The sequence below is a fragment of the Allofournierella massiliensis genome, assembly GCF_964241245.1.
GTDB classification, from domain to species: Bacteria; Bacillota; Clostridia; order Oscillospirales; family Ruminococcaceae; genus Allofournierella; species Allofournierella massiliensis.
Map to the genome: position 1 here is coordinate 79,017 of NZ_CAXSWZ010000011.1, position 24,040 is coordinate 103,056.

27 protein-coding genes and 1 riboswitch are annotated in these 24,040 nt (G+C 60.7%); of the genes, 5 read left to right on the forward strand and 22 right to left on the reverse strand.

The annotated features are described in order from the left end of the window. Nucleotides 1-214: 214 nt before the first annotated feature. From ACESYO_RS07705 to ACESYO_RS07795, 19 genes are all read right to left on the reverse strand, one after another. Entirely contained in the window at nt 215-1,126 is a 912-nt protein-coding gene (locus ACESYO_RS07705; protein WP_373209693.1) for a dihydroorotate dehydrogenase, read from the reverse strand. Continuing rightward, the gene (locus ACESYO_RS07710) at nt 1,123-1,890 is read right to left on the reverse strand and encodes a dihydroorotate dehydrogenase electron transfer subunit (RefSeq protein ID WP_373209692.1); all 768 of its coding nucleotides are present in this window, start codon (nt 1,888-1,890) and stop codon (nt 1,123-1,125) included. The genes ACESYO_RS07705 and ACESYO_RS07710 overlap by 4 nt, the downstream gene beginning before the upstream one ends. Next, entirely contained in the window at nt 1,871-2,737 is an 867-nt protein-coding gene (gene pyrF / locus ACESYO_RS07715) for an orotidine-5'-phosphate decarboxylase (RefSeq protein ID WP_373209691.1), read from the reverse strand. The genes ACESYO_RS07710 and pyrF overlap by 20 nt, the downstream gene beginning before the upstream one ends. Nucleotides 2,738-2,858: 121 nt before the next feature. Next, nucleotides 2,859-4,031, reverse strand: coding sequence for a dihydroorotase (locus ACESYO_RS07720; RefSeq protein WP_373209690.1), 1,173 nt, complete (start codon nt 4,029-4,031; stop codon nt 2,859-2,861). 277 nt (nt 4,032-4,308) lie between these two features. Then, nucleotides 4,309-5,688: an MATE family efflux transporter gene (locus tag ACESYO_RS07725; RefSeq protein ID WP_373209689.1), complete on the reverse strand. Its 1,380-nt coding sequence runs from the start codon at nt 5,686-5,688 to the stop codon at nt 4,309-4,311. Then, nucleotides 5,681-6,127 carry a MarR family winged helix-turn-helix transcriptional regulator gene (locus tag ACESYO_RS07730; protein WP_082669527.1) on the reverse strand — a complete coding sequence of 149 codons (447 nt, stop codon included), beginning with the start codon at nt 6,125-6,127 and terminating at the stop codon, nt 5,681-5,683. Before ACESYO_RS07730 ends, ACESYO_RS07725 begins: the two co-directional genes overlap by 8 nt. Nucleotides 6,128-6,266: 139 nt before the next feature. Next, nucleotides 6,267-7,448, reverse strand: coding sequence for an MFS transporter (locus ACESYO_RS07735; protein WP_373209688.1), 1,182 nt, complete (start codon nt 7,446-7,448; stop codon nt 6,267-6,269). Further along, nucleotides 7,435-8,460 (reverse strand): ROK family transcriptional regulator, encoded by a 1,026-nt coding sequence (locus ACESYO_RS07740; protein ID WP_373209687.1) that lies wholly within the window; start codon nt 8,458-8,460, stop codon nt 7,435-7,437. Before ACESYO_RS07740 ends, ACESYO_RS07735 begins: the two co-directional genes overlap by 14 nt. 134 nt (nt 8,461-8,594) lie before the next feature. Further along, nucleotides 8,595-9,845, reverse strand: a complete 1,251-nt coding sequence (locus ACESYO_RS07745) for a metallophosphoesterase (RefSeq protein WP_373209686.1) — start codon at nt 9,843-9,845, stop codon at nt 8,595-8,597. 98 nt (nt 9,846-9,943) lie between these two features. Next, on the reverse strand, nt 9,944-10,351 hold the full coding sequence (gene atpC, locus ACESYO_RS07750; protein ID WP_373209730.1) for an ATP synthase F1 subunit epsilon: 408 nt from the start codon (nt 10,349-10,351) through the stop codon (nt 9,944-9,946). A 2-nt stretch (nt 10,352-10,353) separates the two neighbouring features. Next, complete coding sequence (gene atpD, locus ACESYO_RS07755) at nt 10,354-11,751, reverse strand: F0F1 ATP synthase subunit beta (RefSeq protein WP_373209685.1); 1,398 nt, start codon at nt 11,749-11,751, stop codon at nt 10,354-10,356. 33 nt (nt 11,752-11,784) lie between these two features. Then, on the reverse strand, nt 11,785-12,636 hold the full coding sequence (gene atpG / locus ACESYO_RS07760) for an ATP synthase F1 subunit gamma (RefSeq protein ID WP_283128964.1): 852 nt from the start codon (nt 12,634-12,636) through the stop codon (nt 11,785-11,787). 13 nt (nt 12,637-12,649) lie between these two features. Beyond that, nucleotides 12,650-14,164 (reverse strand): F0F1 ATP synthase subunit alpha, encoded by a 1,515-nt coding sequence (gene atpA / locus ACESYO_RS07765; protein ID WP_373209684.1) that lies wholly within the window; start codon nt 14,162-14,164, stop codon nt 12,650-12,652. Between the two features lie 16 nt (nt 14,165-14,180). Beyond that, nucleotides 14,181-14,717, reverse strand: coding sequence for an ATP synthase F1 subunit delta (atpH, locus tag ACESYO_RS07770; RefSeq protein ID WP_373209683.1), 537 nt, complete (start codon nt 14,715-14,717; stop codon nt 14,181-14,183). Further along, complete coding sequence (gene atpF, locus ACESYO_RS07775) at nt 14,714-15,220, reverse strand: F0F1 ATP synthase subunit B (protein WP_242868316.1); 507 nt, start codon at nt 15,218-15,220, stop codon at nt 14,714-14,716. Before atpF ends, atpH begins: the two co-directional genes overlap by 4 nt. A gap of 36 nt (nt 15,221-15,256) precedes the next feature. Then, on the reverse strand, nt 15,257-15,523 hold the full coding sequence (gene atpE, locus ACESYO_RS07780; protein WP_058963458.1) for an ATP synthase F0 subunit C: 267 nt from the start codon (nt 15,521-15,523) through the stop codon (nt 15,257-15,259). Between the two features lie 125 nt (nt 15,524-15,648). Continuing rightward, nucleotides 15,649-16,413: a F0F1 ATP synthase subunit A gene (locus ACESYO_RS07785; RefSeq protein WP_283128965.1), complete on the reverse strand. Its 765-nt coding sequence runs from the start codon at nt 16,411-16,413 to the stop codon at nt 15,649-15,651. Then, nucleotides 16,410-16,844, reverse strand: coding sequence for an ATP synthase subunit I (locus tag ACESYO_RS07790; RefSeq protein ID WP_346671724.1), 435 nt, complete (start codon nt 16,842-16,844; stop codon nt 16,410-16,412). Before ACESYO_RS07790 ends, ACESYO_RS07785 begins: the two co-directional genes overlap by 4 nt. 21 nt (nt 16,845-16,865) lie before the next feature. Next, the gene (locus ACESYO_RS07795; protein ID WP_373209682.1) at nt 16,866-17,123 is read right to left on the reverse strand and encodes an AtpZ/AtpI family protein; all 258 of its coding nucleotides are present in this window, start codon (nt 17,121-17,123) and stop codon (nt 16,866-16,868) included. A gap of 238 nt (nt 17,124-17,361) precedes the next feature. Between ACESYO_RS07795 and ACESYO_RS07800 the strand changes: the two genes are divergently transcribed. The 5 genes from ACESYO_RS07800 to ACESYO_RS07820 all read left to right on the forward strand — a co-directional run bounded on the left by ACESYO_RS07800 (nt 17,362) and on the right by ACESYO_RS07820 (nt 22,087). Further along, the gene (locus ACESYO_RS07800) at nt 17,362-18,309 is read left to right on the forward strand and encodes a glycosyltransferase family 2 protein (RefSeq protein WP_373209681.1); all 948 of its coding nucleotides are present in this window, start codon (nt 17,362-17,364) and stop codon (nt 18,307-18,309) included. A 53-nt stretch (nt 18,310-18,362) separates the two neighbouring features. Beyond that, nucleotides 18,363-18,556, forward strand: a riboswitch (cobalamin riboswitch). Between the two features lie 227 nt (nt 18,557-18,783). Continuing rightward, a complete protein-coding gene (locus tag ACESYO_RS07805) occupies nt 18,784-19,776 on the forward strand; it encodes an ABC transporter substrate-binding protein (RefSeq protein WP_373209680.1) in 993 nt (330 codons plus the stop codon). Continuing rightward, nucleotides 19,773-20,807: a FecCD family ABC transporter permease gene (locus ACESYO_RS07810; protein ID WP_373209679.1), complete on the forward strand. Its 1,035-nt coding sequence runs from the start codon at nt 19,773-19,775 to the stop codon at nt 20,805-20,807. The genes ACESYO_RS07805 and ACESYO_RS07810 overlap by 4 nt, the downstream gene beginning before the upstream one ends. Further along, the gene (locus tag ACESYO_RS07815) at nt 20,807-21,562 is read left to right on the forward strand and encodes an ABC transporter ATP-binding protein (RefSeq protein ID WP_283128971.1); all 756 of its coding nucleotides are present in this window, start codon (nt 20,807-20,809) and stop codon (nt 21,560-21,562) included. Before ACESYO_RS07810 ends, ACESYO_RS07815 begins: the two co-directional genes overlap by 1 nt. 6 nt (nt 21,563-21,568) lie before the next feature. Beyond that, on the forward strand, nt 21,569-22,087 hold the full coding sequence (locus ACESYO_RS07820) for an ATP:cob(I)alamin adenosyltransferase (RefSeq protein WP_373209678.1): 519 nt from the start codon (nt 21,569-21,571) through the stop codon (nt 22,085-22,087). 74 nt (nt 22,088-22,161) lie between these two features. On the opposite strand, the gene ACESYO_RS07825 is transcribed toward ACESYO_RS07820, so the two are convergent. From ACESYO_RS07825 to ACESYO_RS07835, 3 genes are all read right to left on the reverse strand, one after another. Then, nucleotides 22,162-22,845 (reverse strand): hypothetical protein, encoded by a 684-nt coding sequence (locus ACESYO_RS07825; protein ID WP_276871886.1) that lies wholly within the window; start codon nt 22,843-22,845, stop codon nt 22,162-22,164. A 16-nt stretch (nt 22,846-22,861) separates the two neighbouring features. Next, entirely contained in the window at nt 22,862-23,602 is a 741-nt protein-coding gene (locus tag ACESYO_RS07830) for a DUF5058 family protein (protein ID WP_373209677.1), read from the reverse strand. Between the two features lie 235 nt (nt 23,603-23,837). After that, nucleotides 23,838-24,040, reverse strand: a 203-nt coding sequence (locus ACESYO_RS07835) for a hypothetical protein (RefSeq protein ID WP_373209676.1), incomplete at its 5' end; no start/stop codon positions are given.

A 24,040-nucleotide genomic window follows, 5' to 3' on the forward strand; every position in this document is an offset into this window, starting at 1 on the left:
CGCGTATCCGGATACGCAAGGGGTGATAACGCAAAAGCCGCCGGCCAGAAATTGGATGGATTTTGCGCGAAGCAGCGCCCGCCGTGTATCTGGATACACAAGGGGGCGATGAACGCAAAAGCCGCCGGTCAGAAATTGGATGGATTTTGCGCGAAGCAGCGCCCGCTGCGTATCTGGATACGCAAGGGTGCGATGAACGCAAAAGCCGCCAATTTTATACCCGGGCGCAGCCGCGGATCTCGTCCAGAGTCTCTACTCCATGTGCTTCCATCCATGCGGCGATCTCGTCGGTGATGGTCTCGCAGGCGCGGGGATTCATGAAGTTCGCGGTGCCCACCTGCACGGCGGTGGCGCCCGCCATGATGAACTCCAGCGCGTCGGCGCCGGTCAGGATGCCGCCCAGGCCGATCACCGGCACGTTCACCACGCCGCAGACCTGATAGACCATGCGCAGGGCGATGGGCTTGATGGCCGGGCCGGACAGGCCCGCAAAGATATTGTTGAATACCGGGCGGCGCTTTTCCAGATCAATGGCGCAGGCCTGGAAGGTGTTCACCAGGCTCAGCGCGTCCGCGCCGGCCTCCACGCAGGCAGCGGCCATCTGGCAGATGTCCTCGGCCTGAGGGCTCAGTTTCACGATCAGGGGCTTTTTGCAGACCGCACGCACACGGCTGACCACCTCTTTGGCGCTGTCGGCCTTGATGCCGTAGGCGATGCCGCCCTGCTTCACGTTGGGGCAGCTGATGTTCAGCTCCACAAAATCCACGCTGGTGGGGTTCAAGAGCTCGGCGCCCTTCTCGTAGTCCTCGATGCAGCCACCGCCCAGGTTGGCCCAGATGGTGGTGCCCAGAGTTTCCATCACCGGCAGCTCATGGTCGATGAAGTGCTGCACGCCGGGGTTCTGCAGGCCGATGGAGTTGATCAGGCCGCTGGGGGTCTCCAGCAGGCGCTCGCCCTGGTTGCCCGCCTTGGGGATCAGGGTGATGCCCTTGCCGCTGATGCCGCCCAGTTTTTTCAAATCCACCATACCGGCGTATTCCTCGCCGAAGCCGAAGGTGCCGGACGCACCCACCACCGGGCCGGCCATTTCCTTGCCCAGCAGGTTTACCTTCAGGGATACGCTCATGCGCCGAACACCTCCTTGGAGTCAAATACAGGGCCTTCCTTGCACACGCATCTGCCGCCGGTCTCGGTGTGGCAGGTGCAGCCCAGGCAGGCGCCGATGCCGCAGGCCATCTTGCGCTCCAGGCTCACGATGCAGCGGGTGCCCGCAGCGTCGCAGAGCTTTGCCACCGCCCGCATCATGGGTTCGGGGCCGCAGCAGAACACCAGATCGTACTCTTCGGGCTTGAGCAGCTGGGTCACAAAGCCGTGGAAACCGAAGCGGCCGCTGTCGGTGGCCAGCTGGACCTTGCCGCACACCTTGGTGAAGCGGTCCATGCCGTAGGGCTCATCCCGGAAGCCGCAGAAGTAGTCGGCCTTGGTGCCCGCTTCGCACAGCTCCTTCGCCAGCTGATACAGGGGGGCGGTGCCGATGCCGCCGCCCACTAGAGCGACCCGCTTGCCCGCAGCCTCGGCCACATTGAAGCCGTTGCCGGAGGGGCCAACCAGGCTCAGGGTATCGCCGGGAACGAGGGCAGCCAGCTTTTCGGTGCCCTTGCCCCGTACCTCATACAGAAATTCCACCACGGCCAGCTCGGGGTCGTAGGAATGCACGCTGATGGGGCGGCTGAGCACCGGGGCCACATCCGCGGGCCAGCAGCGCAGCATGAAAAACTGGCCGGCCTTGGGGGCCTTGTCCCGCTGAGGCCAGCTCACGGTCATCAGGCGGATGGTATCGGTCAGGCGCTGGTGATCCAGAACCTTTACATCACAGGCGATCGCAGGCATTCTTGATGGCCTCCTTCATGTTCACGCACTCGTTGTAGGCAGCCTGGGCGAATTCCACGCCGGGCTGCTTCTTGTAAGCCAGCAGGATACCACGGCTGGAGTTCACCACGCCGCCGTTGCCTGCGCTCAGGTACTGGGCGATGTCCTCGGCGGTGCCGCCCTGGGCGCCGTAGCCGGGGATCAGGAAGAAGCTGTCCTTATAGCGGGCGCGGATCTCGGCTGCTTCTTCGATGTGGGTGCCGCCGATGACCAGGCCCAGGCTGGAGTAGCCGTGCTCGCCCATGCAGCTCTTGCCCATCTCATTCAGCTTGTCGCCCACCATGTCGTACACGTGGCGGCCGTCGGCCAGCTTCTCGTACTCGAAGTCCTTGGCGCCGGGGTTGGAGGTGCGCACCAGCACGAACACGCCCTTGCCCTTCTCTTCCACAAACGGCATATAGGGCTTGATGGAATCCAGACCCATATAAGGGGCCAGAGTGATGAAGTCGGCCTCGAAGTCACCTGCGAAATGAGCCTTGGCGTACATCTCGGCGGTCTTGGCGATGTCGCCGCGCTTGATGTCGGCGATCACCGGCACGCCGGTGGCCTTCACGTAGTCCAGGGTCTTCTTGTAGGCGTTCAGGCCGTCCAGACCCAGGCTCTCGTAGTAAGCAATCTGCACCTTGAAGCAGCCTGCCACAGACTTGGTGGCGTCCACAATGGCCTGGTTGAAGCGCACGATGTTCTCACCGGCAGTGAGCTCAGCCTTGGCAAAGCCCTCCGGCAGATAGGAAAAATCGGTGTCCAGTCCCACGCACACCGGGCCGCGGGCAGCAACAGCTTCGTACAGTTTGTCCATGTTGGTCATTGTGAACCTCTCCTTTTCATCTTCTTCATCTTTGGTCCGGCAAAAGCCGGTTTTTGTTTGGTGTTCAAGTGCGAGGATTCTCTTCCTCTATTATAAAGGATGGCGGCGGTTTTCGCCAGATTCAGCGCCGGTAGGTTACGCGGCCGCCCCGGATGGTCAGATCCACCCGGCCATAGAGCGTCACTCCGTCGAAGGGGGTGTTGTGGCTCCTGGAGTGCATGGCGGAGGCATCCACCACATAGGGGGTGTCCAGCTCCACCAGGGTCAGGTCGGCATCCATGCCCACCTGAATGGCACCCTTGCCTGCAAGGCCCAGGATTGCCGCCGGGAAGCGGCTCATCAGCGCCTCCAGGTAGTACAGGTCCAGGCCCTGTTCCCGGCACAGTTTGGTGTAGCACACACCGAAGGCGGTCTCCAGCCCGATCATGCCCGCCGCGCCGTTTGCCTTGTCCTCGGCAGAGTGGGGAGCGTGGTCGGTGGCGATGGCGTCCACCACGCCGGTGCGGATGGCCTCCACCAGAGCCTCCACGTCCTCCGCCTGGCGGATGGGCGGATTCACCCGGTAGTCGGTATCCGCAAACCACAGGTGGTGGGGAGTCACCTCACAGGTGACCGGCACGCCCCGGCGCTTCGCGTCGCCGATGGCGGCCACGGCTTCCTTGGTGCTCACATGGCACATATGCAGCCGGGTACCGTAGTACTCGCTCAGGTGCAGGTTGCGCACGGTCTCGATGTTCTCGGCCAGACGGTAATCCCATTTGGAGATCTGCATATCCTCGGCGTGGCTCATGAGCACCAGATCCCGCTGGGCGCAGATGGCGAAGGCCTTGGCCATCACCTCATTGTTCTGCACGCCCTTGCCGTCCTCGGTGATGAAGCGCAGATCCTCAGGCAGGCTCTTCAGGTGATCCAGGGTCTGGCCATCGAAGTTTTCGGTGATGGACACCGTCTGGTTTGCCCCGCAGATGCCAAGGCGCTCGGCCTCGTCCATCACGGCATGGGCCTGAGCGGCGCTGGAGCACACGGGCCTGGTGTTGGGCATCAGGTTCACAAAGGTGTAACCGCCCGCAGCCGCGGCCGCGCTGCCGGTGGCGATATCCTCTTTATATTCAAATCCCGGGGTGCGCCAGTGGCAATGCAGGTCGATAAAACCGGGCATCAGGGTGCGGCCCGCGGCATCGATCACCTCTTCGCCATGGGCGGGCATATTCTGCATCAGGCCCGCGATCTTCCCGTCCCGAATCAACACGTCCACCTGGGTGCCATCGGATAATTTTGCATTTTTGATCAGCATCAGAGCGCCTCCTCTCAGCGAAAAAAGACTAAAAAAAATGACTCTTCCCAAAAAAGGAAAAGTCAAACAAAGACCCCTTGCACCAGCAAGAAGAATACCGAAGCCAGAACAAAAACAGACTGCTTGCAAATCATCTTGTTCATGGATCCGCCTCCTTGCCGTCGGGTCATTTTAAATCGTCTGATTTTATCACAGTTCGCCCTGCTTGTCAACCCGATCGACAAATTCTTCCCGGCAAAAAATCGGGGGGCCCCTTTGCGGGGCCGCCCGAACACTGTTATGCCTGTTTTTTCGGCTCGTTAATCTGCCGCAGTGCCTTGCGGAACTGGATGCTGAACAGAATCACCGTGAAGGTTACGGCCAGCACGTCCGCCACCGGCTCGGCCATATAGACCGCCATGGTCTTGTCCGCCGGGAAGAGCACAGGCATCAGATAAATCAATGGAATCAGCAGAACGAACTTGCGGGTCACCGCCACCGCAATGGAGGCCTTGGCGTAACCCAGAGAGGTGAAGGTCATCTGGCAGGCAATCTGCGCGCCGAACACCAGCAGCACCGCGCAGTAGCAGCGGATGGCCGGCGCCGCAAAGGCGATGAGCTGCTGATCCGAGGTGAAGATTCCGGCAAACGTATGGGGGAACAGCATCAGCGCGGCCCACAGCAGCACAGAATAGGTCAGGCTGGAGCGCAGCAGCAGAAAATAGGTTTTCTTCACCCGGTCCGCATTGCCCGCGCCGTAGTTGAAACTCACAATGGGCTGTGCGCCCTGACCAAGGCCCTGCAGCGGCAGCAGCGCAAACTGCATCAGGCTGGTGAGAATGGTCATGGCACCCACCGCCAGATCGCCGCCGTAAGCCCGCAGCGAGGTATTGAAGCAAACCGAGATCACGCTCTCGCTGGCCTGCATGATAAAGGTGGCCAGGCCCAGCGCCACACAGGGCAGAATCACCGCCGGGCGCAGAATCATGTTCCGGGGGCGGATCTTCCAGATGGTACGTTTGCCCATCAAAAAGCTCACCACCCATACGCAGGAGACCGCCTGGCTCAGCACGGTGGCCAGCGCAGCGCCCTGCACACCCATGGAAAAACCGAAGATGAAAATGGGGTCCAGCACGATGTTGCACACCGCGCCGATCAGCACCGACAGCATACCCGTTTTGGAAAAGCCCTGGGCAATGATGAAGGAGTTCATGCCCAGTGTCAGCTGCACGAACACAGTGCCCAGCGCGTAGATGTCCATGTAGGCGGTGGCATAGCCGATGGTGTTTTCGGTGGCACCGAAGGCCATCAGAATCGGCCGGTTAAACACCAGCAGCACCCCGGTGAGTACCGCGGACACGATCAGCAACAGGCAGAAGCAGTTGCCCAGCGCCTGCTCGGCAGCCTCGTTGTCACCCCGGCCCATGGCGATGGACGCCCGGGGCGCGCCGCCCGCGCCCGCCAGCATGGCGAAGGCGGAAACGATCATAATCACCGGCATGCACACGCCCATGCCGGTGAGAGCATAGGCTCCCTCGCCGGGAATGTGGCCGATGTAGATGCGATCCACCAGATTGTACAGCATGTTGATCAGCTGCGCCACCACCGCCGGGGCGGTCATCTTTACCAGCAGCCGGCCCACCGGCTGGGTGCCCAGCTGGCTTTTGTTGTCATTCATTGCGGTTTTCTCCCTTCCCTGCCAGATTGTTTACAATCCGCCCGTACAGGGCGGCAAAGCAGGCGGCATCTTCCGCGGAAAAATCCCGGAAGGCCTGCTCCCAGAAGGTCTGCTGGGCCGCCAGCAGCTCGGGCATCAGCCGGTCCGCTTCTTCGGTCAGGCTCAGATGCACCCGCCGCCGGTCCTCGGCATCCTGTCGGCGCGCCAGCATTCCCTTGCCCATCAGCACCTCCACTGCCTGTGACACATTGCTCTTGGGCAGCCCGCGCAGGGCCACAATATCCCGCGCGGTGTCCCGCCCCGGATTGTTGTGCAGAAAGACCAGAATGTCAAATTCCATCTGGGAGATACCCAGCCGGCGGCAGACCGCCCGGCGCTGGGTATCGTAAAAGCGGGTGATCACCCGCAGGCCGTTCACAAGCTCCATGTGGTTGTTCACAGCCCCTCGCCCCTTTCCATTTGTTTGTTAAGCGAATTGTTTGTTTTTATAACTATTTGCCATTATACTCTTTTTCTCAAACAAGTCAACACCCCCGGCAGCAGGGCAAAAGCCCGCTGCCGGGGGTGTTGGGAAACTATTATTCGGTTGCGGTGCGCAGCCGGCGGTAAAACAGCCACGCCGCCAGCGGGAACAGGGCCGCCGCGCCCAGCGCTACCCGCAATGCGGTCTGCTGGGAAGCGCCCAGCGCCAGCAGACCATCCGCTCCAAGGCCGGTGAGCCAGCCGCCCAGCGAAGCGCCCAGATCCCCACCGGCGCTGAGCAGTGCGAACATGGACGCCCCGGCCAGCGGCATTTTGCGGGAAGCCACCACCAGCGTGCCCGGCCACAGGCCCGCCACGAACAGGCCGGTGGCAGCGCAGGCCACCACCGCCACTGCGGGCAGAACGGCCGCCGTCAGATAGCACCCGGCTGCCAGCAGGGCGCTGGCACCCAGCACCCGGGGCAGATCCCACCGATCGCCCCAAAGGCCCAGCAGGGTGCGTCCGATTCCCATGAGCAGAGCAAAGCCGCACATGCCCGCCACGTCGCCGAACAGCTTGGGAATGCCCAGCCCCAGATCCAGAAACGAGGAGGCATACTGGGCCATGGTGACCTCTGCCGCCGCGCCGCAGAGAATGGCTCCCAGCGCCAGCCAGAATACCCGCTGCCGGGCAAGCCCCCGGATGGGCAGTGTTTCCTCCGGCGATTTGTGGTTCAGCGGCGCACGCCGGAACAGCGCCAGATCCGCAGCGGGCAGCAGCATCCACCCCAGCACGATAGCCTGCCAGGGTGCACCCAGTGCCAGTGCTGCCGTGGTGACAAGCACCACGCCCGCCTGCCCCCAGCAATACATGGAATGCAGCAGCGCCATGGCCCGTGTCTTTTCCTCACCGGGCAGTGCATCCACAATGGGGCTGAGCAGCAGCTCCAGCAGCCCACCCGCACCGGAAAAAATCACTGTGCCCACAAAAAAGCCTGCCAGCGGATACGCTGGGAACAGCAGCGGAGCGGCGGCAAACACCCCCAGCCCCACAAGGCTCAGAGCCCCGGCCGCCAGCACAAAGGGCCGAAACCCGCGCCGGTCCACCGCCTTGCTGAAGGCCACATCCGCCCCCACCTGGGTGACAAAATTGGTGAGCACCAGAAACCCCAATGCCCCGTAGCTCAGGCCATATTCCCGGAGCAGCACCGCGAACAGCACCGGCGTCAGGTTGATCAGCGCCGCCTGGGTTATGCTGCCCAGGTAACAGGCGTATACCGTGGTTTTATAACTCCGCATGGTTTCGCTCCTTTCCCTCCCACTCCCCGCCGGGGTACAGAAGGTCCATGGCCAACCGGGTCAGGCCGGTCAGATAATCCTGCCGGTATTCCCGGGAAATATGAATTCGGGGCGCCGCCTGCGCGGGCAAGTACTGCCTGCAGGCCTGTTCCAGCGCGTCGGCATTTTGCAAATAAGAAGTCTCGTAAACCACCAGCTCCTCCGGGTTCAGGAACACGCTGGCGCTCACCACCAGCCGGGCCAGATAGTCCACCGGGTCCACCCCGGTCAGTCCCCGCAGCGCCATTTGCTGCATGTTTTCCTGCCCGCTGCCGGGCAGATAGCCCACCTCACCCACCAGACCGGCAAAGCCGCTCAGCGGCCTGCCGTGCACCAGCACGCCGCAGCCGGGGCCGTTGTCCGAAAGATGCAGGCAGACCGCGCTCTCCCGCTGCAGCCATCCTCTGCGGGCCGCCATGCCGTAGACCGCCGCCCGCATGTTGTTTTCCACCCGCACGGGAAGCCCGCAGGCCTGCTCCAGCTCGGCGCACAGATCCCGCCCGGCCAGCTCGTCGTATCGGTCGATGTACAGCACCTTTCCCTCGGCCACACCACCGGGAACGCCCACCGCCAAAGCCGCCAGCGCCGGATAGGCCCGGCGCTGCCGCTCCACCACCGCCAGAATGGTGGGGACATAGCCGCCCTCCTCCGGGCCGCAGCTGCCGGAGCACACCGGATGCCCCAGCGCGTCCGCCACCGCCCAGCAGACGGCTCCGTCCTCAAAAAAGAGGGTGAGCGCATAGGCGCTGGCCTCGTTGAACCGGTACCGCATGGGCCGCCGGCCGCCGGCTCCCGTTTCCAGCCCGGCCTCCAGCACCATGCCCCGCTCCATCAGCTCATCCACCAGCTTGCCTGCCGTGGGAAAACTGAGGCCGCAGCGTTCCGCCAGCTCCTGCCTGGTCACCACACAGCCCTGTCGCAGCACCTGGAGCACCTGCCGTTCGTTTGCGCTTTTTACTGCCCGGGTAAACACGGGGCAATCCCCCTCTCCACTTTTTAAAACAGTTTTAAAATATAGTTAAATAATAATCTGTTCCGCTTTTTCTGTCAAGGGGAAACGTCATTTGCGCAGGAAAGCCCCGGCAAATGGCCGGGGCTTTCCTCTTTTCAGTATTCTATGGTGGCCCGGTTGTGGTTCACTGCCGGTTCCCGGCGCATGCTCTCCACATAATCTTTGTAAAAAGCGCCGGACTGCTGCCACACATCAAACATCGGGTCCTCCCGGTCATAAAGATCCGGTCTGCCCTGGAAGTAATCCAGATTTATCTGGGCAAAAAAATCCGCCATTTCCTCGGCGTTCTCCTCCTTTTGCAGCCAGCCGATCACCTTGCTCCGATTCACCTGGCAGAAAAAGTCTGCCGAATAGGTGGAAAAGTCCAGCAGGTTTTCGTCGGTGCTCTCCTGCTTTTCGGCCCAGCCGGAAACATCCACCGGCACCGTCTGATAGTCCATCCGGTGGGGCCGCAGCGTCAGCCGGGCGTATTGATTAGGCGATACCGCCAGCGAGCCGGTGGCAGCCTCGAAAAAGCCGCTCTCGCTTTTGGCGGTGTGCTGCATGTGGATGTGGCCGCTCAGGTTGCAGATCACATCATACTCCTCATACAGAGCCAGCAGCTCCTCGGCGCCGCCCATCACAAAGCCCGCGCTGATCGATTCGCTGTGGGCCAGCAGATTCTGATGGCTCACGGCCAGCACACGGGCCCCTGCCTGCCGGGCTTCCTCCAGCTGGTTCTTTACCCAGTCCAGCGTCTCAGGTTTCAGCACGCCCTCGTTGCCAATCGTATTCACATCCACCATCAGCACCCGCAGTTCATCGCTCAACGGGAACACATAGCTTCGGGATGCCTCATCCCGGGAACTGGCTCCATTGTAGCCAAATTCCGCGTACACCTCATCGAACTGGGCGGGCTTCAGGTTTTCCACCGGTTCGTAGGTCTTGCCGGTGAAGCGCACCGCATACCCGTTGTTCAGGTCATGGTTGCCCGGCAGCACCAATACTGGAATGCCGCAGTCGGTGATGCTCCGCAGCTTTTGCGCCAGATCCAGATGGCTCTGCTTTTCCCCGTTCAGGGTCAGATCCCCCGAAAGGATCAGCGCCGCAGGCTTCTCCCGGATGACCTGTTCCACAAAGGCGTCGGTCAGCTCGTCGATGTAGGCCAGCGCCTTGCCGTCGCCGTTCAGAATGGTCTTTTCAAAGCAGGCGCCGTGGTCGTTCAGAGAAGGCGAAAGATAATGGATGTCCGTCGCCACCAGAATCTTTGTCGGGCGGTTCTGATATCCGAGCACTCCGGCCACCACCAGCACCAGCAAAAGCGCCGCCACGGCCAGTAAGACACGCCGTTTTTCCGCCTGTTTCATTTCTCATTCCTCCCTTTGGGGGCACCCCTCGCCCCCGTTTCGGACATAAAAATGCAGGCCCCGCCAAAAGGCAGGGCCTGCCGCAAATACCGGTTTTGTTATACCAGATTCGCCACATGGGTGCGCACCAGCGCCCGCTTCAGGCGGGCCTGTGCCAGCTCCAGTTCACGGGCATCGGCGCCCTGCCGGCCCAGAACGGTCTCCGCCCGCTGGCGGGAGGCCTCGGCCCGGGCCTTGTCGATGTCCTCCGCCCACTCGAAGGTGGTGGCCACCAGCCGCACCTGACCGGCGCGCACGGTGAGCATACCGCCGATGCAGGCGCCCCGGCGAACAGTGCCGTCCTCCAGGGTCACCCGGGCTTCACCCATGCCCAGCGCCGTGATGTAATCACAGTGACGGGGCAGGATGCAAACATCCCCGGCGATGGTGCGGCAGAGCACCCGGGCAGCCGGGCCGTCGTAGACCTGGCCGTCCGGCGTGACGATCTGCAGATGGAAGGTGTTCATACTCATTCACCCTGCTTTGCCTTGGCGACCACCTCGTCGATGGTGCCCGCGAACAGAAAAGCGGACTCGGGCAGGTCGTCGTGTTTGCCCTCCAGGATCTCCTTGAAGCCCCGGATGGTCTCCTTCAGCGGAACATACTTGCCCTCCATGCCGGTGAACTGCTCGGCAACTGTGAAGGGCTGGCTGAGGAAGCGCTGGATCTTACGGGCCCGGTTTACGGTCACCTTATCCTCCTCGCTCAGCTCATCCATACCCATGATGGCGATGATGTCCTGCAATTCCTTGTAGCGCTGCAGCACCTGCTGCACACCGCGGGCCACCTCGTAGTGCTCGATGCCCACCACATCCGGCGAAAGGATGCGGCTGGTGGAATCCAGCGGGTCCACCGCCGGGTAGATGCCCAGCGAGGAGATGGCACGGCTCAGAACGGTGGTGGCGTCCAGATGGGCAAAGGTGGTGGCGGGGGCCGGGTCGGTCAGGTCGTCGGCCGGCACGTAAACCGCCTGCACCGAGGTGATGGACCCGTTCTTGGTGGAGGTAATGCGCTCCTGCAGGGCGCCCATCTCGGTGGCCAGGGTGGGCTGGTAGCCCACGGCGCTGGGCATACGGCCCAGCAGAGCCGACACCTCGCTGCCCGCCTGGGTGAAGCGGAAAATGTTGTCGATGAAGAGCAGCACGTCCTGATGCTCCCGGTCACGGAAGTACTCGGCCATGGTCAGGCCGCTCAGGCCCACCCGCATACGGGCTCCCGGGGGCTCGTTCATCTGGCCGTAGACGAGGGCGGTTTTGTTGATAACGCCGCTCTCCTTCATCTCGTTATACAGATCGTTGCCCTCGCGGGTACGCTCGCCCACGCCGGTGAACACCGACAGGCCGCCGTGCTGCTTGGCAACGTTGTTGATCAGCTCCATGATGAGCACGGTCTTGCCCACGCCGGCGCCGCCGAACAGGCCGATCTTACCGCCCTTGGCGTAGGGGCAGATCAGGTCCACAACCTTGATGCCGGTCTCCAGAATCTCGGTGGTGTTCTGCTGCTCTTCATAGCTGGGGGGATCGCGGTGGATGGGCCAGCGTTCCTTGGCCGGGGGTACGGGCAGATCGTCCACCGGCTCGCCCAGCAGATTGAAGATGCGGCCCAGGCATTCCTCGCCCACGGGCACGGTGATGGGGCCGCCGGTGTCCACGGCCTTGGTGCCGCGCACCAGACCGTCGGTGCTGCTCATGGCGATGCAGCGGGCCACGTTGTCACCGATCAGCTGTGCCACCTCGGCCACCAGCTTGTGATCGCCCTCGCCCACCTCGATCGCGTTGAGCAGATCCGGCAGCTCGCCGTCTGCAAATTTGATATCCAGCACCGGGCCGATGACCTGGGCCACGATGCCTTCGTGGTTATTCGGCATGGATCTATCTCCTTTACTGGCGGGAAAAGGCCGTCAGGCCTCGGCGCCCGCCACGATCTCTGTGATTTCCTGGGTAATGGCCGCCTGCCGTGCCCGGTTGTAATGCAGGCTCAGCGAGTCGATCATCTCACCCGCGTTCTTGGTGGCCGCGTCCATGGCGCTGCGCCGCGCGCCCAGCTCACTGGCCACGGATTCGCACAGCGCACCGTAGATCAGCCCGGCCAGATATTCCGGCACAATGGCGTCGTACACCTCTTCGCTGGACGGCTCGTAGAGGGTCAGGCCGCGGGGCCCGGCGCCCGGTTCCGGCCGGGAAACATCCAGCGGCAGCAGGCACAGGGTGGCCGGCTGCTGGCTCAGCATGGACACAAAATTGGTGTAGGCCAGGCGGATCTCATCGTACTCGCCGGCCAGAAAGCCTTTGGCCAGCAACTGGGCCATGGAAAAGCAGTCGCTCACGGTCACGTCCGCCGCCTCGGCGTACTGCTCGGTGATGCGCTCAACGCCCCGGCGCTGGTAGTGTTCCAGCGCCTTTTTGCCCACCGGCAGCACGCAGATCTCCTTGCCCTCGGCCTCGGCCGCCACCGCCTTCAGAATGTTGGCGTTGTAGCCGCCTGCAAGGCCGCGGTCGCCCGCGATCACCACATAGCAGGTCTTTTTCACCGGCCGCCGGGCGATGTAGGGCGAGGAAAGCTCCGCATTGGAAGCCGCAATGTCGGACAGGGCCGCATGCAGCACCTCAAAGTAGGGGCGGCTTTTCTCCACCCGTTCCTTTGCCCGGCGCAGCTTGGAGGAGGCCACCAGCTCCATGGCCTTGGTGATCTGCATGGTGCTTTCCACGCTCTTGATGCGCAGCTTGATGTCCTTCATGGACGCACCTGCCATTGGGATCTCCTCCTTACTTGGTCTTTAAAAACTCCGTGGTATACTCTGCCAGAGCGGCTGCCAGCGCGGTCTCGGTCTCCTTTTCCAGCTTGCCGCTGGTGCGGATGGTCTCCAGCACATCGGGAGCATGGCCGTCCATGTAGGCGTACAGGCCGTGCTCGTATTCCTTCACGTCCTCCACGGCCACGTCCTTGAGCAGGTCGTGGGTCACGGCGTACAGGATGCACACCTGATGCTCCATGGAAATAGGGCTGTTGCGGTCCTGCTTGAGCACCTCCACGATGCGTTCGCCCTGGGCCAGACGTGCCTTGGTGTCCGCATCCAGATCGCTGCCGAACTGGGCGAAGCTCTGCAGCTCACGGTACTGGCTGTACAGCAGCTTCAGGGAACCGGCCACCTTCTTCATGGCCTTGGTCTGGGCGTTGCCGCCCACGCGGCTCACCGAGATGCCCGGGTTTACCGCCGGCATGACGCCGGAGTGGAACAGCTCGGTCTCCAGGAAGATCTGGCCGTCGGTGATGGAGATCACGTTGGTGGGGATGTAGGCGGAAACGTCGCCCGCCTGAGTCTCGATGATGGGCAGAGCGGTCAGGCTGCCGCCGCCGTATTCCGGTGCAAGGCGGGCCGCACGCTCCAAAAGACGGCTGTGCAGATAGAACACGTCGCCGGGGTAGGCCTCGCGTCCGGGCGGGCGGCGGATCAGCAGGCTCAGCGCACGGTAAGCCACCGCGTGCTTGGACAGATCGTCATAGATCACCAGCACGTCCTTGCCCTGGGCCATGAAGTATTCGCCCATGGCGCAGCCGGAATAGGGCGCGATGTACTGCAGCGGCGAAAGCTCGCTGGCCGTGGCGGACACCACGATGGTGTAGTCCATGGCGCCGTTCTCGGTGAGGGTGTTCACCAGCTGGGCCACGGTGCTCTGCTTCTGGCCGATGGCCACATAGATGCAGATCACATCCTTGCCCTTCTGGTTGATGATGGTATCGGTGGCAATCACCGTTTTACCGGTCTGCCGGTCGCCGATGATCAGCTCGCGCTGGCCACGGCCGATGGGAATCATGGAGTCGATGGCCTTAATGCCGGTCTGCAGGGGCACCGATACGCTCTTGCGCTGGATGATGCCCGGCGCAGGAGACTCGATGGGCCGGTACTCCTTTGCGTCGATGGGGCCCTTGCCGTCAATGGGATGGCCCAGCGCGTTCACCACGCGGCCGATCATGGCCTCGCCCACCGGCACGCTTACCACCTTGCCGGTGCGCTTGACCACGCTGCCCTCCTTGATGCCCACATCGCTGCCCAACATAACGATGGACACCGAGTTCTCCTCCAGGTTCTGGGCCATGCCGTACTCGCCGTTGGAAAACTGCACCAGCTCGCCGCTCATGCACTCCTCCAGGCCGGTGGCCCGGGCGATGCCGTCGCCCACCAGGATCACGGTGCCGGTCTCGCTTTGCTGAATGGAGTTTTCATAGTGCTTGATCTGGGCCTTTATGATCTTGGAAATCTCTTCCGGTTTCAATTGCATCGTTTCACCTTCTTACTTATACCGTGGCGGCCAGGCTGCGGCGCAGCGCGTCCAGCCGGGCCTGCACCGTGCCGTCGAACTCGGCGCCGCCCATTTCCAGGCGAACGCCGCCCAGGCAGGCCGGATCCACCTTCACTGCAAGCTGCACCGTTTTGCCGGTGAGTTTGTTCAGCTTTTCGGTCAGGGCCGTTTTCTGGGCCTCGCTCAGCGGCACCGCCGCCACCGCCGTCGCCTCCAGAATGCCGTGGGCCGCGTTGTAGCGGGCCCGGTATTCCTTGCGGCAGTCACGCAGGGCACGGATCTGGCCCCGCTCGGTCAAAATCTTCAAAAAATTCAACAGATACGGCTGAATGCGCCCGCGCAGCGCCTCGTCCAGCGCCTGGCAGCGCTGGGCCTTGGGCACGCTGGGCAGCGCCAGCAGCTTTTCGTAGTCCGGCCAGGCGGCAAACAGCTGCTCCACCTGCTCCAGCTCCTCCAGCATCTGGGCCTCCAGGTCTTCCTCGGCAGCCAGCTCATACAGCGCGCCGCCGTATATCTTGCCGATCTTGGTCATGAGGCGTCTCCTACCTTCTCGATGAATTCATCGATCAGCTGCTGATGATCCTTCTCCTGGATCTCCCGCTCCACCACCTTGCTGGCGATGGCCATGGCCATGCCGCCGATCTCGTCCTTCACCTCGTTCAGCGCCTTCTTGCGCTGCTGCTCAATCTCCTCGCCCGCCTTGCGCTTGATCTCGGCTGCCTGCGCACGGGCGGCGTTCAGGGTCTCCTCGCTGTTGCGGGCGGCGGTCTGGCTGGCCTGATTCAGCAGCCGGGCTGCCTCTTCCTTGGCGCCCGCCAGGCTCTTTTCATACTCCGCCTGCATCGCCTCGGCCTGTTCCTTGGCCTGCTTGGCGTCGGCAATCAGGGCATCGGCCCTGCGCTGGCGCTCGTTCAAAATCTTCTGTACGGGCTTGAACAGGAAATGCTTGACCAGCAGGGTGAGGATCAGCAGGTTGCCCAGCATGAAGATCATGTGCCAGGGCGTCAGCGTCACCAGGTCTTTAAACTGTTGCAATGGTCATTCCCCTTTCTGGCTGGCTTGTGGGCCAAATCAGCCCAGCATACCAGTGAACATGCCGGGCGCCACGAAGATCAGCAGCAGGCCGGTCACGAAGCCGTAAATACCGGTGGTCTCGGCAATGGCACAGCCCAGCAGCATGGTGCTGGTCACATCGCCCTTGCACTCGGGCTGGCGGCCGATGGCGGAGCAGGCCTGGCCAACCGCGTAACCTTCGCCGATACCGGGGCCGATACCTGCGATCAGGGCAAGACCTGCACCGATAGCACAACCGGCCAATACAATAGCTTTGTCCAACATAATAGTGTCCTCCTAAAAAATGTTCAAGATATAAACTACCTGGGATTATTTTTTACTCCGACTGCTGCTTGCGTGCGGCGGAGCGCTTCGATCGCAGCCTGAGGCCGCAATGGAATTCAATGGAATCATTCGTCGGTCTGGGCTGCATTCGCGATGTACAGCATGGTCAGCATACAGAAGATGAATGCCTGCATCAGGCTGCTGAACAGGTCAAAATAAACCGACAGGATAGCCGGGATGCCCAGCTGGAACAGCGGAATCAGGCTGAGGATCTCGCCCAGCGCGCCGGGCAGCAGCCCGAACACCGCCTGGCTCAGCACCGCCAGCGCCGCGTAGACCAGCGTGCTGATGACGCCGCCGGACATGATGTTGCCGAAGTGACGGAAGGCCATCGAGATGGGGGTGGCCAGCTCGCTGATGATGTTGAAGGGGGTGAACACCGGGATGGGTGTGGTAAAACCCTTCAGATAGCCGCCCACACCATTGGTGCGGATCTTGGTGTAGGTGATCATCACAAACACCAGAAGCGCCCAGGACAGCTCGGTGGACAGATCACTGGTTGCGGGATACAGCCCCACCAGGCTGGACAGGCTGCACAGCGCGGAATAGCTGAACAGTGCCCCGATAAAGGGGGCAAAACAGGCGTATTTTTCGCCCATGTTGCCGTTCACGAAATTCTGGCAGGTGGTCACCAGCAGTTCGGCCACCGCCTGCTTTTTGCTGATGTTTTCCACCGTAAGCCCACGGCCAAGCCACCAGCACAGGACCCCGATCAGAACCAGAATGATCCAGGCGTCCACCAGGCTTGCCGTGATCTGCAGCTTGCCCAGCAGCGGAACTGACCAGCTGGATTCCCAGTAGATCTGCGGGCCGTTGATCGAAACGTTCATTCCTCTGCGTTCCCTCCTTCAGTTGCGGGCGCGGTTCCGCCCGATTCCTTGTGATACATTCCGGTCGCCTGCATCACCGCAATGGTGAGGCGTGGCATCAGCAGCGGCACAAGCGCCGCGATCCAGTTAAAAAACGGCACAGCCAGCGCCACGATCAGCCACACAACCATCAGCAGCATGCGCATGTTGTAGGAAAACTGCATCCATTTGCGGGCGCGATCCTCCGGCTCACCGTTGGCGATCTTCTGCACGGTCAGCCCCAGCAGGAAAAAGTTTGCCACAGCCAGTGCGCCGCCCAGAATGCCGCTCACTGCTACGCCGGCATCAAAACGCCCCAGCACGGCAAACACCACCAGCATAATCGCCACGCCCAGCGCGGTGCCCAGGGCAATGTGCCCGGTTTCTTTCTTTACAGCAGGTGCTATCTTCATGGAATATCCTCTCTTTTTCGTTCAGGAATGCCGATTGAACGCCGGCGGCGCTTTTTTATGGGCAGCCTTGCGCTGCATCAGGCAATAAAAACCCCATGCACTGGCAACCGAACCGCCAAATCCCAGAACCAGTGCCGGCAGCATGATCCAGGCAGGCATGTCCATACGGGTCCAGAGCCACCAGGCCGCACCGGCACATAAAAAAGGAGGCGCTGCCAGTGAAATTCCCAATTGAGTCAGCCAGGCAAGATCCTGCATAATCTTCATCCAGCTTTTCACCGCGCCGCTCCTTTCGCCGGTCCTTTATTGCAAATCCGGCACACAATCGTATAACATAGTATACCAAAAAGCTCGCACAAGAACAATCGTTTTTTGCTTTCTTCTATAAAATGTTTCATCCAACTTGCATGTTTTTTCATGCAGGTTTTGCAGGGTTTGTTCTTTTGTTCGCGGTGTGCTATAATAGAAAACACCCGTGCCTCAGCAAACGGGTTTTCTCGAGAAAGGCGGTAGTCGCATGCTTGTCTCCATCATCGTTCCCTGCTATAACGAGCAGGAATCTCTGCCGCTGTTTTACAGGGAGATCACCCGGGTAGCCGGGGAAATGAAGGAAAGCCACAACGCGGATTTTGAGTTCATTTTTGTGGACGACGGCTCCAAAGACAATACCCTGGCCATTGCCCGTGAGCTTCACAAGCAGGATAAGCGGGTGCGCTACATCAGCTTTTCCCGCAACTTCGGCAAGGAGGCGGGCATTCTGGCCGGCCTGCAGGCCGCAAAGGGCGATTATGTGGCCATGATGGACGCGGATCTTCAGGATCCGCCGACCCTGCTGCCCCAAATGCTGGACGCCCTTCTGCTTGAGGATTACGACTGCGCCGCCACCCGGCGCACCAACCGCAAGGGCGAGCCGCCCATCCGCAGCTTTTTCGCCCGGATGTTCTACAAACTCATCAACAAGATGAGCGACGCGGACATTGTGGACGGCGCACGGGACTACCGGCTGATGCGCCGCAGAATGGTGGACGCCATCCTCTCCATGCCGGAATATAACCGGTTCTCCAAGGGCATCTTCGGCTGGGTGGGCTTCAAGACCAAATGGCTCGAGTATGTGAACGTGGAACGGGTGGCCGGCGAAACCAAGTGGAATTTCTGGAAGCTGTTTCTTTATTCGCTGGAAGGCATCATCGGCTTTTCCACCGCCCCGCTGGCCATTGCCAGCCTGATGGGCATGTTCTTCTGCCTGCTGGCCTTTATCATGATCATTGTGATCATCGTGCGCACCCTTCTGTTCGGCGATCCCACCAGCGGATGGCCCAGCATGGTGTGTATCATCTTTCTGTGCAGCGGCGTGCAGCTGTTCTGCATGGGTGTTCTGGGCCAGTATCTGGCAAAAACCTATCTGGAAACCAAGCACCGCCCGGTGTACATCACCCGGGAAACCGAAGAGGATCTGGATGACTGACTTTTTGTTTGCCAGCCGCCGGGCCTGATCTGTTTGCTTTTCTGACTTTCTTATATAAAAACCGAACGGCAGGTGTTCAGCCTGTCTGAATGAAAAGGGAAACGGGTAATCAATCCCGTGCGGGACCGCCGCCGTGTGGGCCAGCGCCCCGGCCATCTGCCACTGTTCCAATGGGAATGGGAAGGCCGGTCGGGTGCGCGCTTTAACGCCCACGAGCCGGAAGACCTGCCTGCCGTTCGCATCCGCACCAGTAAACTTCTTTCTGGCGCGGAACCCCGCTTCGTGGACGGACCAAACACGCGGCAGGGCGGCAGTCTGGCCTGGGGGCAGTGCGCCTCACGGGGTCTTTTCTGTCGTGCCTGTTTTGCCGCAGCTGCGCCGCTCCGCCTTGCCGGGGCGGCGCTTCTTTGTTCTTTGCGGCAATCCGGCCGCATGGAAATACATCCCCCATAAACCATTTCAGGAGGAACATTTATGAAACGTATTCTTTCCGCACTTGTCGCCGCGGCTCTGGCTTTCAGCATGGCTGCCTGCTCCGCACCGGCTGCCAGCACATCCGCGTCGGTTTCTTCCACCGCCGCATCTTCCGCTTCGACAGGCGCTTCCAGCGAAACCGCTGCGGTGGCCAAGCCCACCGAGGATCGCAGCGGCGCTGCCATTACCCTGCCGGACAATGTGGAGACTGTGATCTCCATGGCTCCCTCCATCACCCAAACCCTGATGGATCTGGGCTGCACCGATCAGATCATTGCTCTGGACGCCAACAGTGCCAAGATGGAAAATGCCCCTCAGGGCCTGCCCGTTTTTGACATGATGACCCCGGATGCCGAGCAGATGGCCACCCTGGTTCCGGATGTGATCTTTGTGTCCTCCATCAGCTCCTCCGGCGGCGAGGATCCCTTCCAGCCTCTGCAGGAGCTGGGCGCCACCGTGGTCTGCATCCCCACCAGCTCCTCCATTGAGGACATTTACGAGGACGTGACCTTCCTGGGCCAGGTCATGGGAAAAACCGAGCGCGCTGACGAAATCAACCAGAACTTGAAGGCCGAGATCGACCGGATTGCCGCACTGGGCGCCTCCATCCCCGAGGATCAGCGCAAAACCGTTTACTTTGAGATTTCCGCTGCTCCCTCTGCCTACAGCACCGGCTCCGGCACCTACATGGACGAGATGATCAGCCTGATCGGCGCCAATAACATGATGGCCGACAAGGCCGAGGGCTGGACCAGTGTGGACAGTGAAGTAGTCGTGAGCGGCAACCCGGACGTGATTCTCACCAATGTGGACTACATCGAAGATCCCGTGGGCGAAATCAAAAGCCGTGAAGGCTGGGAAGCTGTGACCGCCGTAAAGAACGGCGACGTATACCAGATTGACAAGCAGTCCTCCTCTCTGCCCAACGAGAACATCGTGAGCGCTCTGGAAGAGATGGGCAAGGCCGTTTATCCGGAGGTATTCGGCGAATGAGCCGTTTTTCCCGCCCGGGGCGGTTCGGCCTGTTGTGCCTGGCCGCGCTGGCTGCGGTGATTCTGGGCATCGGTGTGGGCAGCGTGCCCATCTCCCCTGTTGAAATTCTGCAGGTTCTCGCCAACAAACTGTGGGGCGCCGCACTGCCGGACCAGATGAATCCGGTGATCCCGGGGCTTGTGTGGAGCATCCGCCTGCCCCGGGTGCTGCTGGCTTTCTGTGTGGGCGCTTCGCTGGCGGTAAGCGGCGCGGTGATGCAGTCTCTTCTGCAAAACCCGCTGGCTTCCTCCTACGGTCTCGGCGTCTCCTCCGGTGCAGGACTGGGCGCGGCGGTCCTCATCGTCACCGGCGTGGCCGACAGCGCTGCCGGAACCTTTCTGCTGCCGGCGGTCTGCCTGTGCTGCGGTCTGGCTACCATGGGCGGCGCGCTGGCCATCTCCACCCGGCTGGACCGGAATCTTTCCAACAACACCATCATTCTCATCGGCATGGTGCTGTCGCTTTTTCTCAATGCCATCATGACCACCCTCTCCACCGCCAACCCGGACTACACCCAGCGCATCACCCTGTGGCAGCTGGGCAGCCTTTCCATGAAAACCTGGAAACAGTTGGGTCCGGTGGCGCTGGCAGCGCTGGTGTGCATTCTGGCCTTCTGGCGGTTGGCTTCGGAACTGGATCTGCTCAGCTTCGGGGAAGAACAGGCCTCCGCCATGGGGCTGGAGCGCAAACGGGTCAAGTGGATTCTGGTTCTGCTGGTGGCACTACTCACCGGCACCGCTGTTGCCTTTGTGGGCGTAATCGGCTTTGTGGATCTGGTTGCTCCCCACATTGTGCGGCGGATCTTCGGGCCCTCTCACCGGATGCTGATCCCGGCCTGTGCCATATTCGGCGGAGGTTTTTTGTCCCTGTGCGATCTGGCCGCCCGGACTCTGGCCTCTCCCTCCGAGATTCCCATCGGATCCATTACGGCCCTGATCGGCGCACCCTTTTTTCTGTATATCTTTTTCTCCAGCCGAAAGGAGGCCCGCTGATGCTGCACGCCGAACACATCACCTGTGGCTATGGGGGCAAGCCTGTGGTACGGGATCTTTCCTTTTCGGCCCATCGCGGCCAGATTCTCTGCATTCTGGGCGCAAATGGCTGCGGCAAGACCACTCTGCTGCGTGCGGTGGCCGGTCTGCTGCCCAGTACCGGAAGCATCCGTGCAGCAGGGCTGGATCTGCGCACTGCGCCCCGCCGCCAGGTGGCGCAGACGGTTGCTTTTCTCAGTCAGATATCCAATCTGTATTTTTCTTATACAGTATATCAGACTGTAGAAATGGGACGGTATGCGCACCGCTCTTCCGGCTTTTTGGGCGGCGCTTCTGCCGGTGACGGCGAGATGGTGCGCGCCTGCCTGGAGCAGACCGGCCTCTGGGAGATGCGGAATCAGCCCATCACCGCCCTGTCCGGCGGTCAGCTGCAGCGGGTTTTTCTGGCCCGGGTATTTGCCCAGGACCCGAAAATCATCCTGCTGGACGAACCTACCAATCATCTGGATCTGAAATATCAGATTGAACTGATGGAACAGCTCCGCCGCTGGGTTTCCCAGGGCGAGCGCTGTGTGGTGGGTGTACTCCATGATGTGAATCTGGCCCTGAACTATGCCGACCAGTTGCTTCTCATGCAGGATGGTCAGGCCCTCTGCCAGACTGCCGCTGACAATCTGAATCCCGCTCTGCTGGATCAGATTTACGACCTGGATGTGCGTGGCTATATGCGCCGTGCGCTCCAGCGATGGGAGTGAACTGCAATGGAACTGTATCACAGCCCCTGGGAGGCCTACCCTTTTCTGAGCGACGAACCGGAGGATCTGCGCTGTGACTTTGAGCTGCTGACTGACGGAATCGCCAGCCAGACCGGCCTGCTGCGGGCACAGGTAACGGATGAAGCCCTGAAGGCCGAACTGTTACAGGTATGCGAACTGGTGTACCATGCCAATCCTACGCTGCGTACCCGCTTCACCGTCAGCCCCGATGAAATTTGCTGGCTATCCGCCGCCTGTGAGAGACTGCGCGGGCAAAGCGAAGGGCGCTGCTCCCGCTTTGTGCTGCCCCAGGGTTGCCCGGCCGCCTGTACCGCTCATATCCTGCGGGTACAGTGCAAGGAACTGGTGCGTCTGCTCTACCGCCACGCTCATCAGGGGCATCCGGTGGAGCCTTTGCTGCTGGATTTTGCAAATCTGTTGTCCGGCTATTTCTTCCTGCTGGCTCTGGTGCTGAACGCACAGGCCGGGCAGGAGGAGGTGGAGTTTGTCAGCCGGAACTACTAAACCATCTCCCCATTCTGTTTCATACAGGAAAAGCCGAAGAGCATGTGTCAAGCATGCTCTTCGGCTTTTTCCATTCAGTTTAATTTCCCATGTTTAAACAGCCAGTATGCAATGCCAATGGCCATTGCGCCGGACAGCAAAATCAGGAAGGAAACACTTCCAATCAGCCCCGGAGCCGCCACAAAGAGAATGCACATGAACACCAGCGGAATGATGGCAATGTTCATATTGCGATAGAAATACTTGAAGGCCAGTGCACCGAACAACGCCGGAATTACATTGTTGAAGGCCGGCTGCAGAGCCGGCGCCTCCAGCACCGGTGTAAGCGGTACCAGGCACAGCACACCGATGGCCAGCACCAGCGTGGTTACCAGACTGCTTGCAGCCACCGACAAAGTGGAGATCACATCGTTTTCCGGCGTGCCCACCTCGGTGCCGCAGATTTCGCGGGCATTCACCGCACAGGGAACCTTCAGGTTCAGCACGTTGCCGGTAATGAAGGTCAGGTAGCTGGCGCCGGAACCCAGCAGCGGAGAATAGACGAGAAATTCCACCACACCACTGGTCCAGTAGATGATGGCAACCTGGAAAAAGCCCATGCCGAAGGCAGCCCAGTCCGGGCCTGCTCCCAGAACCCATCCCATGGCCAGAGGAGCCGCCAGCATCAGCAGGATACCCACACTCAGTCCGACCCGACCAATCACATGGATACCATTCTCATAGCGCTCATAAAAGGCGCTGCGTTCGGTTTCATTCATCGCCCCATTCCCTCCTTCACACAATGCCGCCCAACAGCACAGCTGTGGCCATTCCAACCAGCATACTGCCCGCCATGGAGAAGTTGTCCAGCCAGGTCACCTTTTTCACCTTGGCGAAATACTCAAACACTGCCATGGCAGCGGCGCTTACCAGCGCCACAATCAGCGGCATGAAGTTATTCAGGCGCACGCCCTCGCCCAGATAGGAACCAATATAAGCGCTTACCAGACCCACAAACATGGCGGTGAACATGTAATCACCAAAGCTCTTCTGGCCCTTCTCCTTTTTGGCAGTAGCCTTTTTGACCCGCTTCATATACCGTTTCAGGCAGAAGATGCACAGCAGGCAGCCGGAGAGGATACCTGCAGTCATCACAAGACCGATGGTCACAAATACCGGAGCTGTCAACTCCTGGCTCCCCAGACCACCGCTCATGCCTGCGGCGCGGGCAGCGATGTCTGCAACGTTACCCTCATAGTGCAGTGCACCCACCACCGAGAGCCGCATCCAGGGCAGCGGAATGCCAAGGCTGCCACTCAGCGCAATAACACCCAGAAGAATCGAAATACTGGGCAGCAGCGTAAAGGTAACGCTGGAAGTAATGGCCCGGCGCATCTTGACCCGATCCATTCCCAAAGCCACCCCCGCACGGTAGCTTTTTACCATAAACACTACACTGAGCCCCAGAATAAACAGGACAACCACACCCACAATCGCAAACATGGGCAGGCTGTTCAGTTGTTCCAACAACGACATATTGCTTCCTCCTATCACACAGTTGTGTACTGCTTTATCATAACATATTTTTAAATTCCGCGCATCTGCCACTTCTGCTTTAAAGCCGATCTTTCCCTGCAACTCTTTTCCACAGAAAAGTTCTTCCCTTGTGGAAAATCCAGCCGGTGAGATCGAAAATGCGTTCCCTTTCTTTTCAACAAGAAGCCTCCATACTCGTGGAAAACAACCCTTCATCTTCAAAAGAAAAGCCCGGTCAGAGACCGGGTTTTATTCGTTCTGCTCTGCTTGGCCGGATAAACAAAAAAAGCCCAGCAAAATAGCTGAACTCTTTGAATAAAATGCAGTTCATCCTGCCGGGGCGTTCGTTTTCCCCCGGCAGCGGGGCCCCCGCAAAAGTTTGCCTTGCAAAGTTTTGTGGGGAAAAGGAGGAATGACGAAATGGTATGAGAAAAGCCC

What these genes read in the sequence shown, in the direction of transcription:
- ACESYO_RS07705 (WP_373209693.1), bottom strand. Translation starts at nt 1,126, where the DNA reads ATGAGCGTATCCCTGAAGGTAAACCTGCTGGGCAAGGAAATGGCCGGC.
- ACESYO_RS07710 (WP_373209692.1), bottom strand. Translation starts at nt 1,890, where the DNA reads ATGCCTGCGATCGCCTGTGATGTAAAGGTTCTGGATCACCAGCGCCTG.
- pyrF (WP_373209691.1), bottom strand. Translation starts at nt 2,737, where the DNA reads ATGACCAACATGGACAAACTGTACGAAGCTGTTGCTGCCCGCGGCCCG.
- ACESYO_RS07720 (WP_373209690.1), bottom strand. Translation starts at nt 4,031, where the DNA reads ATGCTGATCAAAAATGCAAAATTATCCGATGGCACCCAGGTGGACGTG.
- ACESYO_RS07725 (WP_373209689.1), bottom strand. Translation starts at nt 5,688, where the DNA reads ATGAATGACAACAAAAGCCAGCTGGGCACCCAGCCGGTGGGCCGGCTG.
- ACESYO_RS07735 (WP_373209688.1), bottom strand. Translation starts at nt 7,448, where the DNA reads ATGCGGAGTTATAAAACCACGGTATACGCCTGTTACCTGGGCAGCATA.
- ACESYO_RS07745 (WP_373209686.1), bottom strand. Translation starts at nt 9,845, where the DNA reads ATGAAACAGGCGGAAAAACGGCGTGTCTTACTGGCCGTGGCGGCGCTT.
- atpC (WP_373209730.1), bottom strand. Translation starts at nt 10,351, where the DNA reads ATGAACACCTTCCATCTGCAGATCGTCACGCCGGACGGCCAGGTCTAC.
- atpD (WP_373209685.1), bottom strand. Translation starts at nt 11,751, where the DNA reads ATGCCGAATAACCACGAAGGCATCGTGGCCCAGGTCATCGGCCCGGTG.
- atpG (WP_283128964.1), bottom strand. Translation starts at nt 12,636, where the DNA reads ATGGCAGGTGCGTCCATGAAGGACATCAAGCTGCGCATCAAGAGCGTG.
- atpA (WP_373209684.1), bottom strand. Translation starts at nt 14,164, where the DNA reads ATGCAATTGAAACCGGAAGAGATTTCCAAGATCATAAAGGCCCAGATC.
- atpH (WP_373209683.1), bottom strand. Translation starts at nt 14,717, where the DNA reads ATGACCAAGATCGGCAAGATATACGGCGGCGCGCTGTATGAGCTGGCT.
- atpE (WP_058963458.1), bottom strand. Translation starts at nt 15,523, where the DNA reads ATGTTGGACAAAGCTATTGTATTGGCCGGTTGTGCTATCGGTGCAGGT.
- ACESYO_RS07785 (WP_283128965.1), bottom strand. Translation starts at nt 16,413, where the DNA reads ATGAACGTTTCGATCAACGGCCCGCAGATCTACTGGGAATCCAGCTGG.
- ACESYO_RS07790 (WP_346671724.1), bottom strand. Translation starts at nt 16,844, where the DNA reads ATGAAGATAGCACCTGCTGTAAAGAAAGAAACCGGGCACATTGCCCTG.
- ACESYO_RS07800 (WP_373209681.1), top strand. Translation starts at nt 17,362, where the DNA reads ATGCTTGTCTCCATCATCGTTCCCTGCTATAACGAGCAGGAATCTCTG.
- ACESYO_RS07805 (WP_373209680.1), top strand. Translation starts at nt 18,784, where the DNA reads ATGAAACGTATTCTTTCCGCACTTGTCGCCGCGGCTCTGGCTTTCAGC.
- ACESYO_RS07810 (WP_373209679.1), top strand. Translation starts at nt 19,773, where the DNA reads ATGAGCCGTTTTTCCCGCCCGGGGCGGTTCGGCCTGTTGTGCCTGGCC.
- ACESYO_RS07815 (WP_283128971.1), top strand. Translation starts at nt 20,807, where the DNA reads ATGCTGCACGCCGAACACATCACCTGTGGCTATGGGGGCAAGCCTGTG.
- ACESYO_RS07820 (WP_373209678.1), top strand. Translation starts at nt 21,569, where the DNA reads ATGGAACTGTATCACAGCCCCTGGGAGGCCTACCCTTTTCTGAGCGAC.
- ACESYO_RS07825 (WP_276871886.1), bottom strand. Translation starts at nt 22,845, where the DNA reads ATGAATGAAACCGAACGCAGCGCCTTTTATGAGCGCTATGAGAATGGT.
- ACESYO_RS07830 (WP_373209677.1), bottom strand. Translation starts at nt 23,602, where the DNA reads ATGTCGTTGTTGGAACAACTGAACAGCCTGCCCATGTTTGCGATTGTG.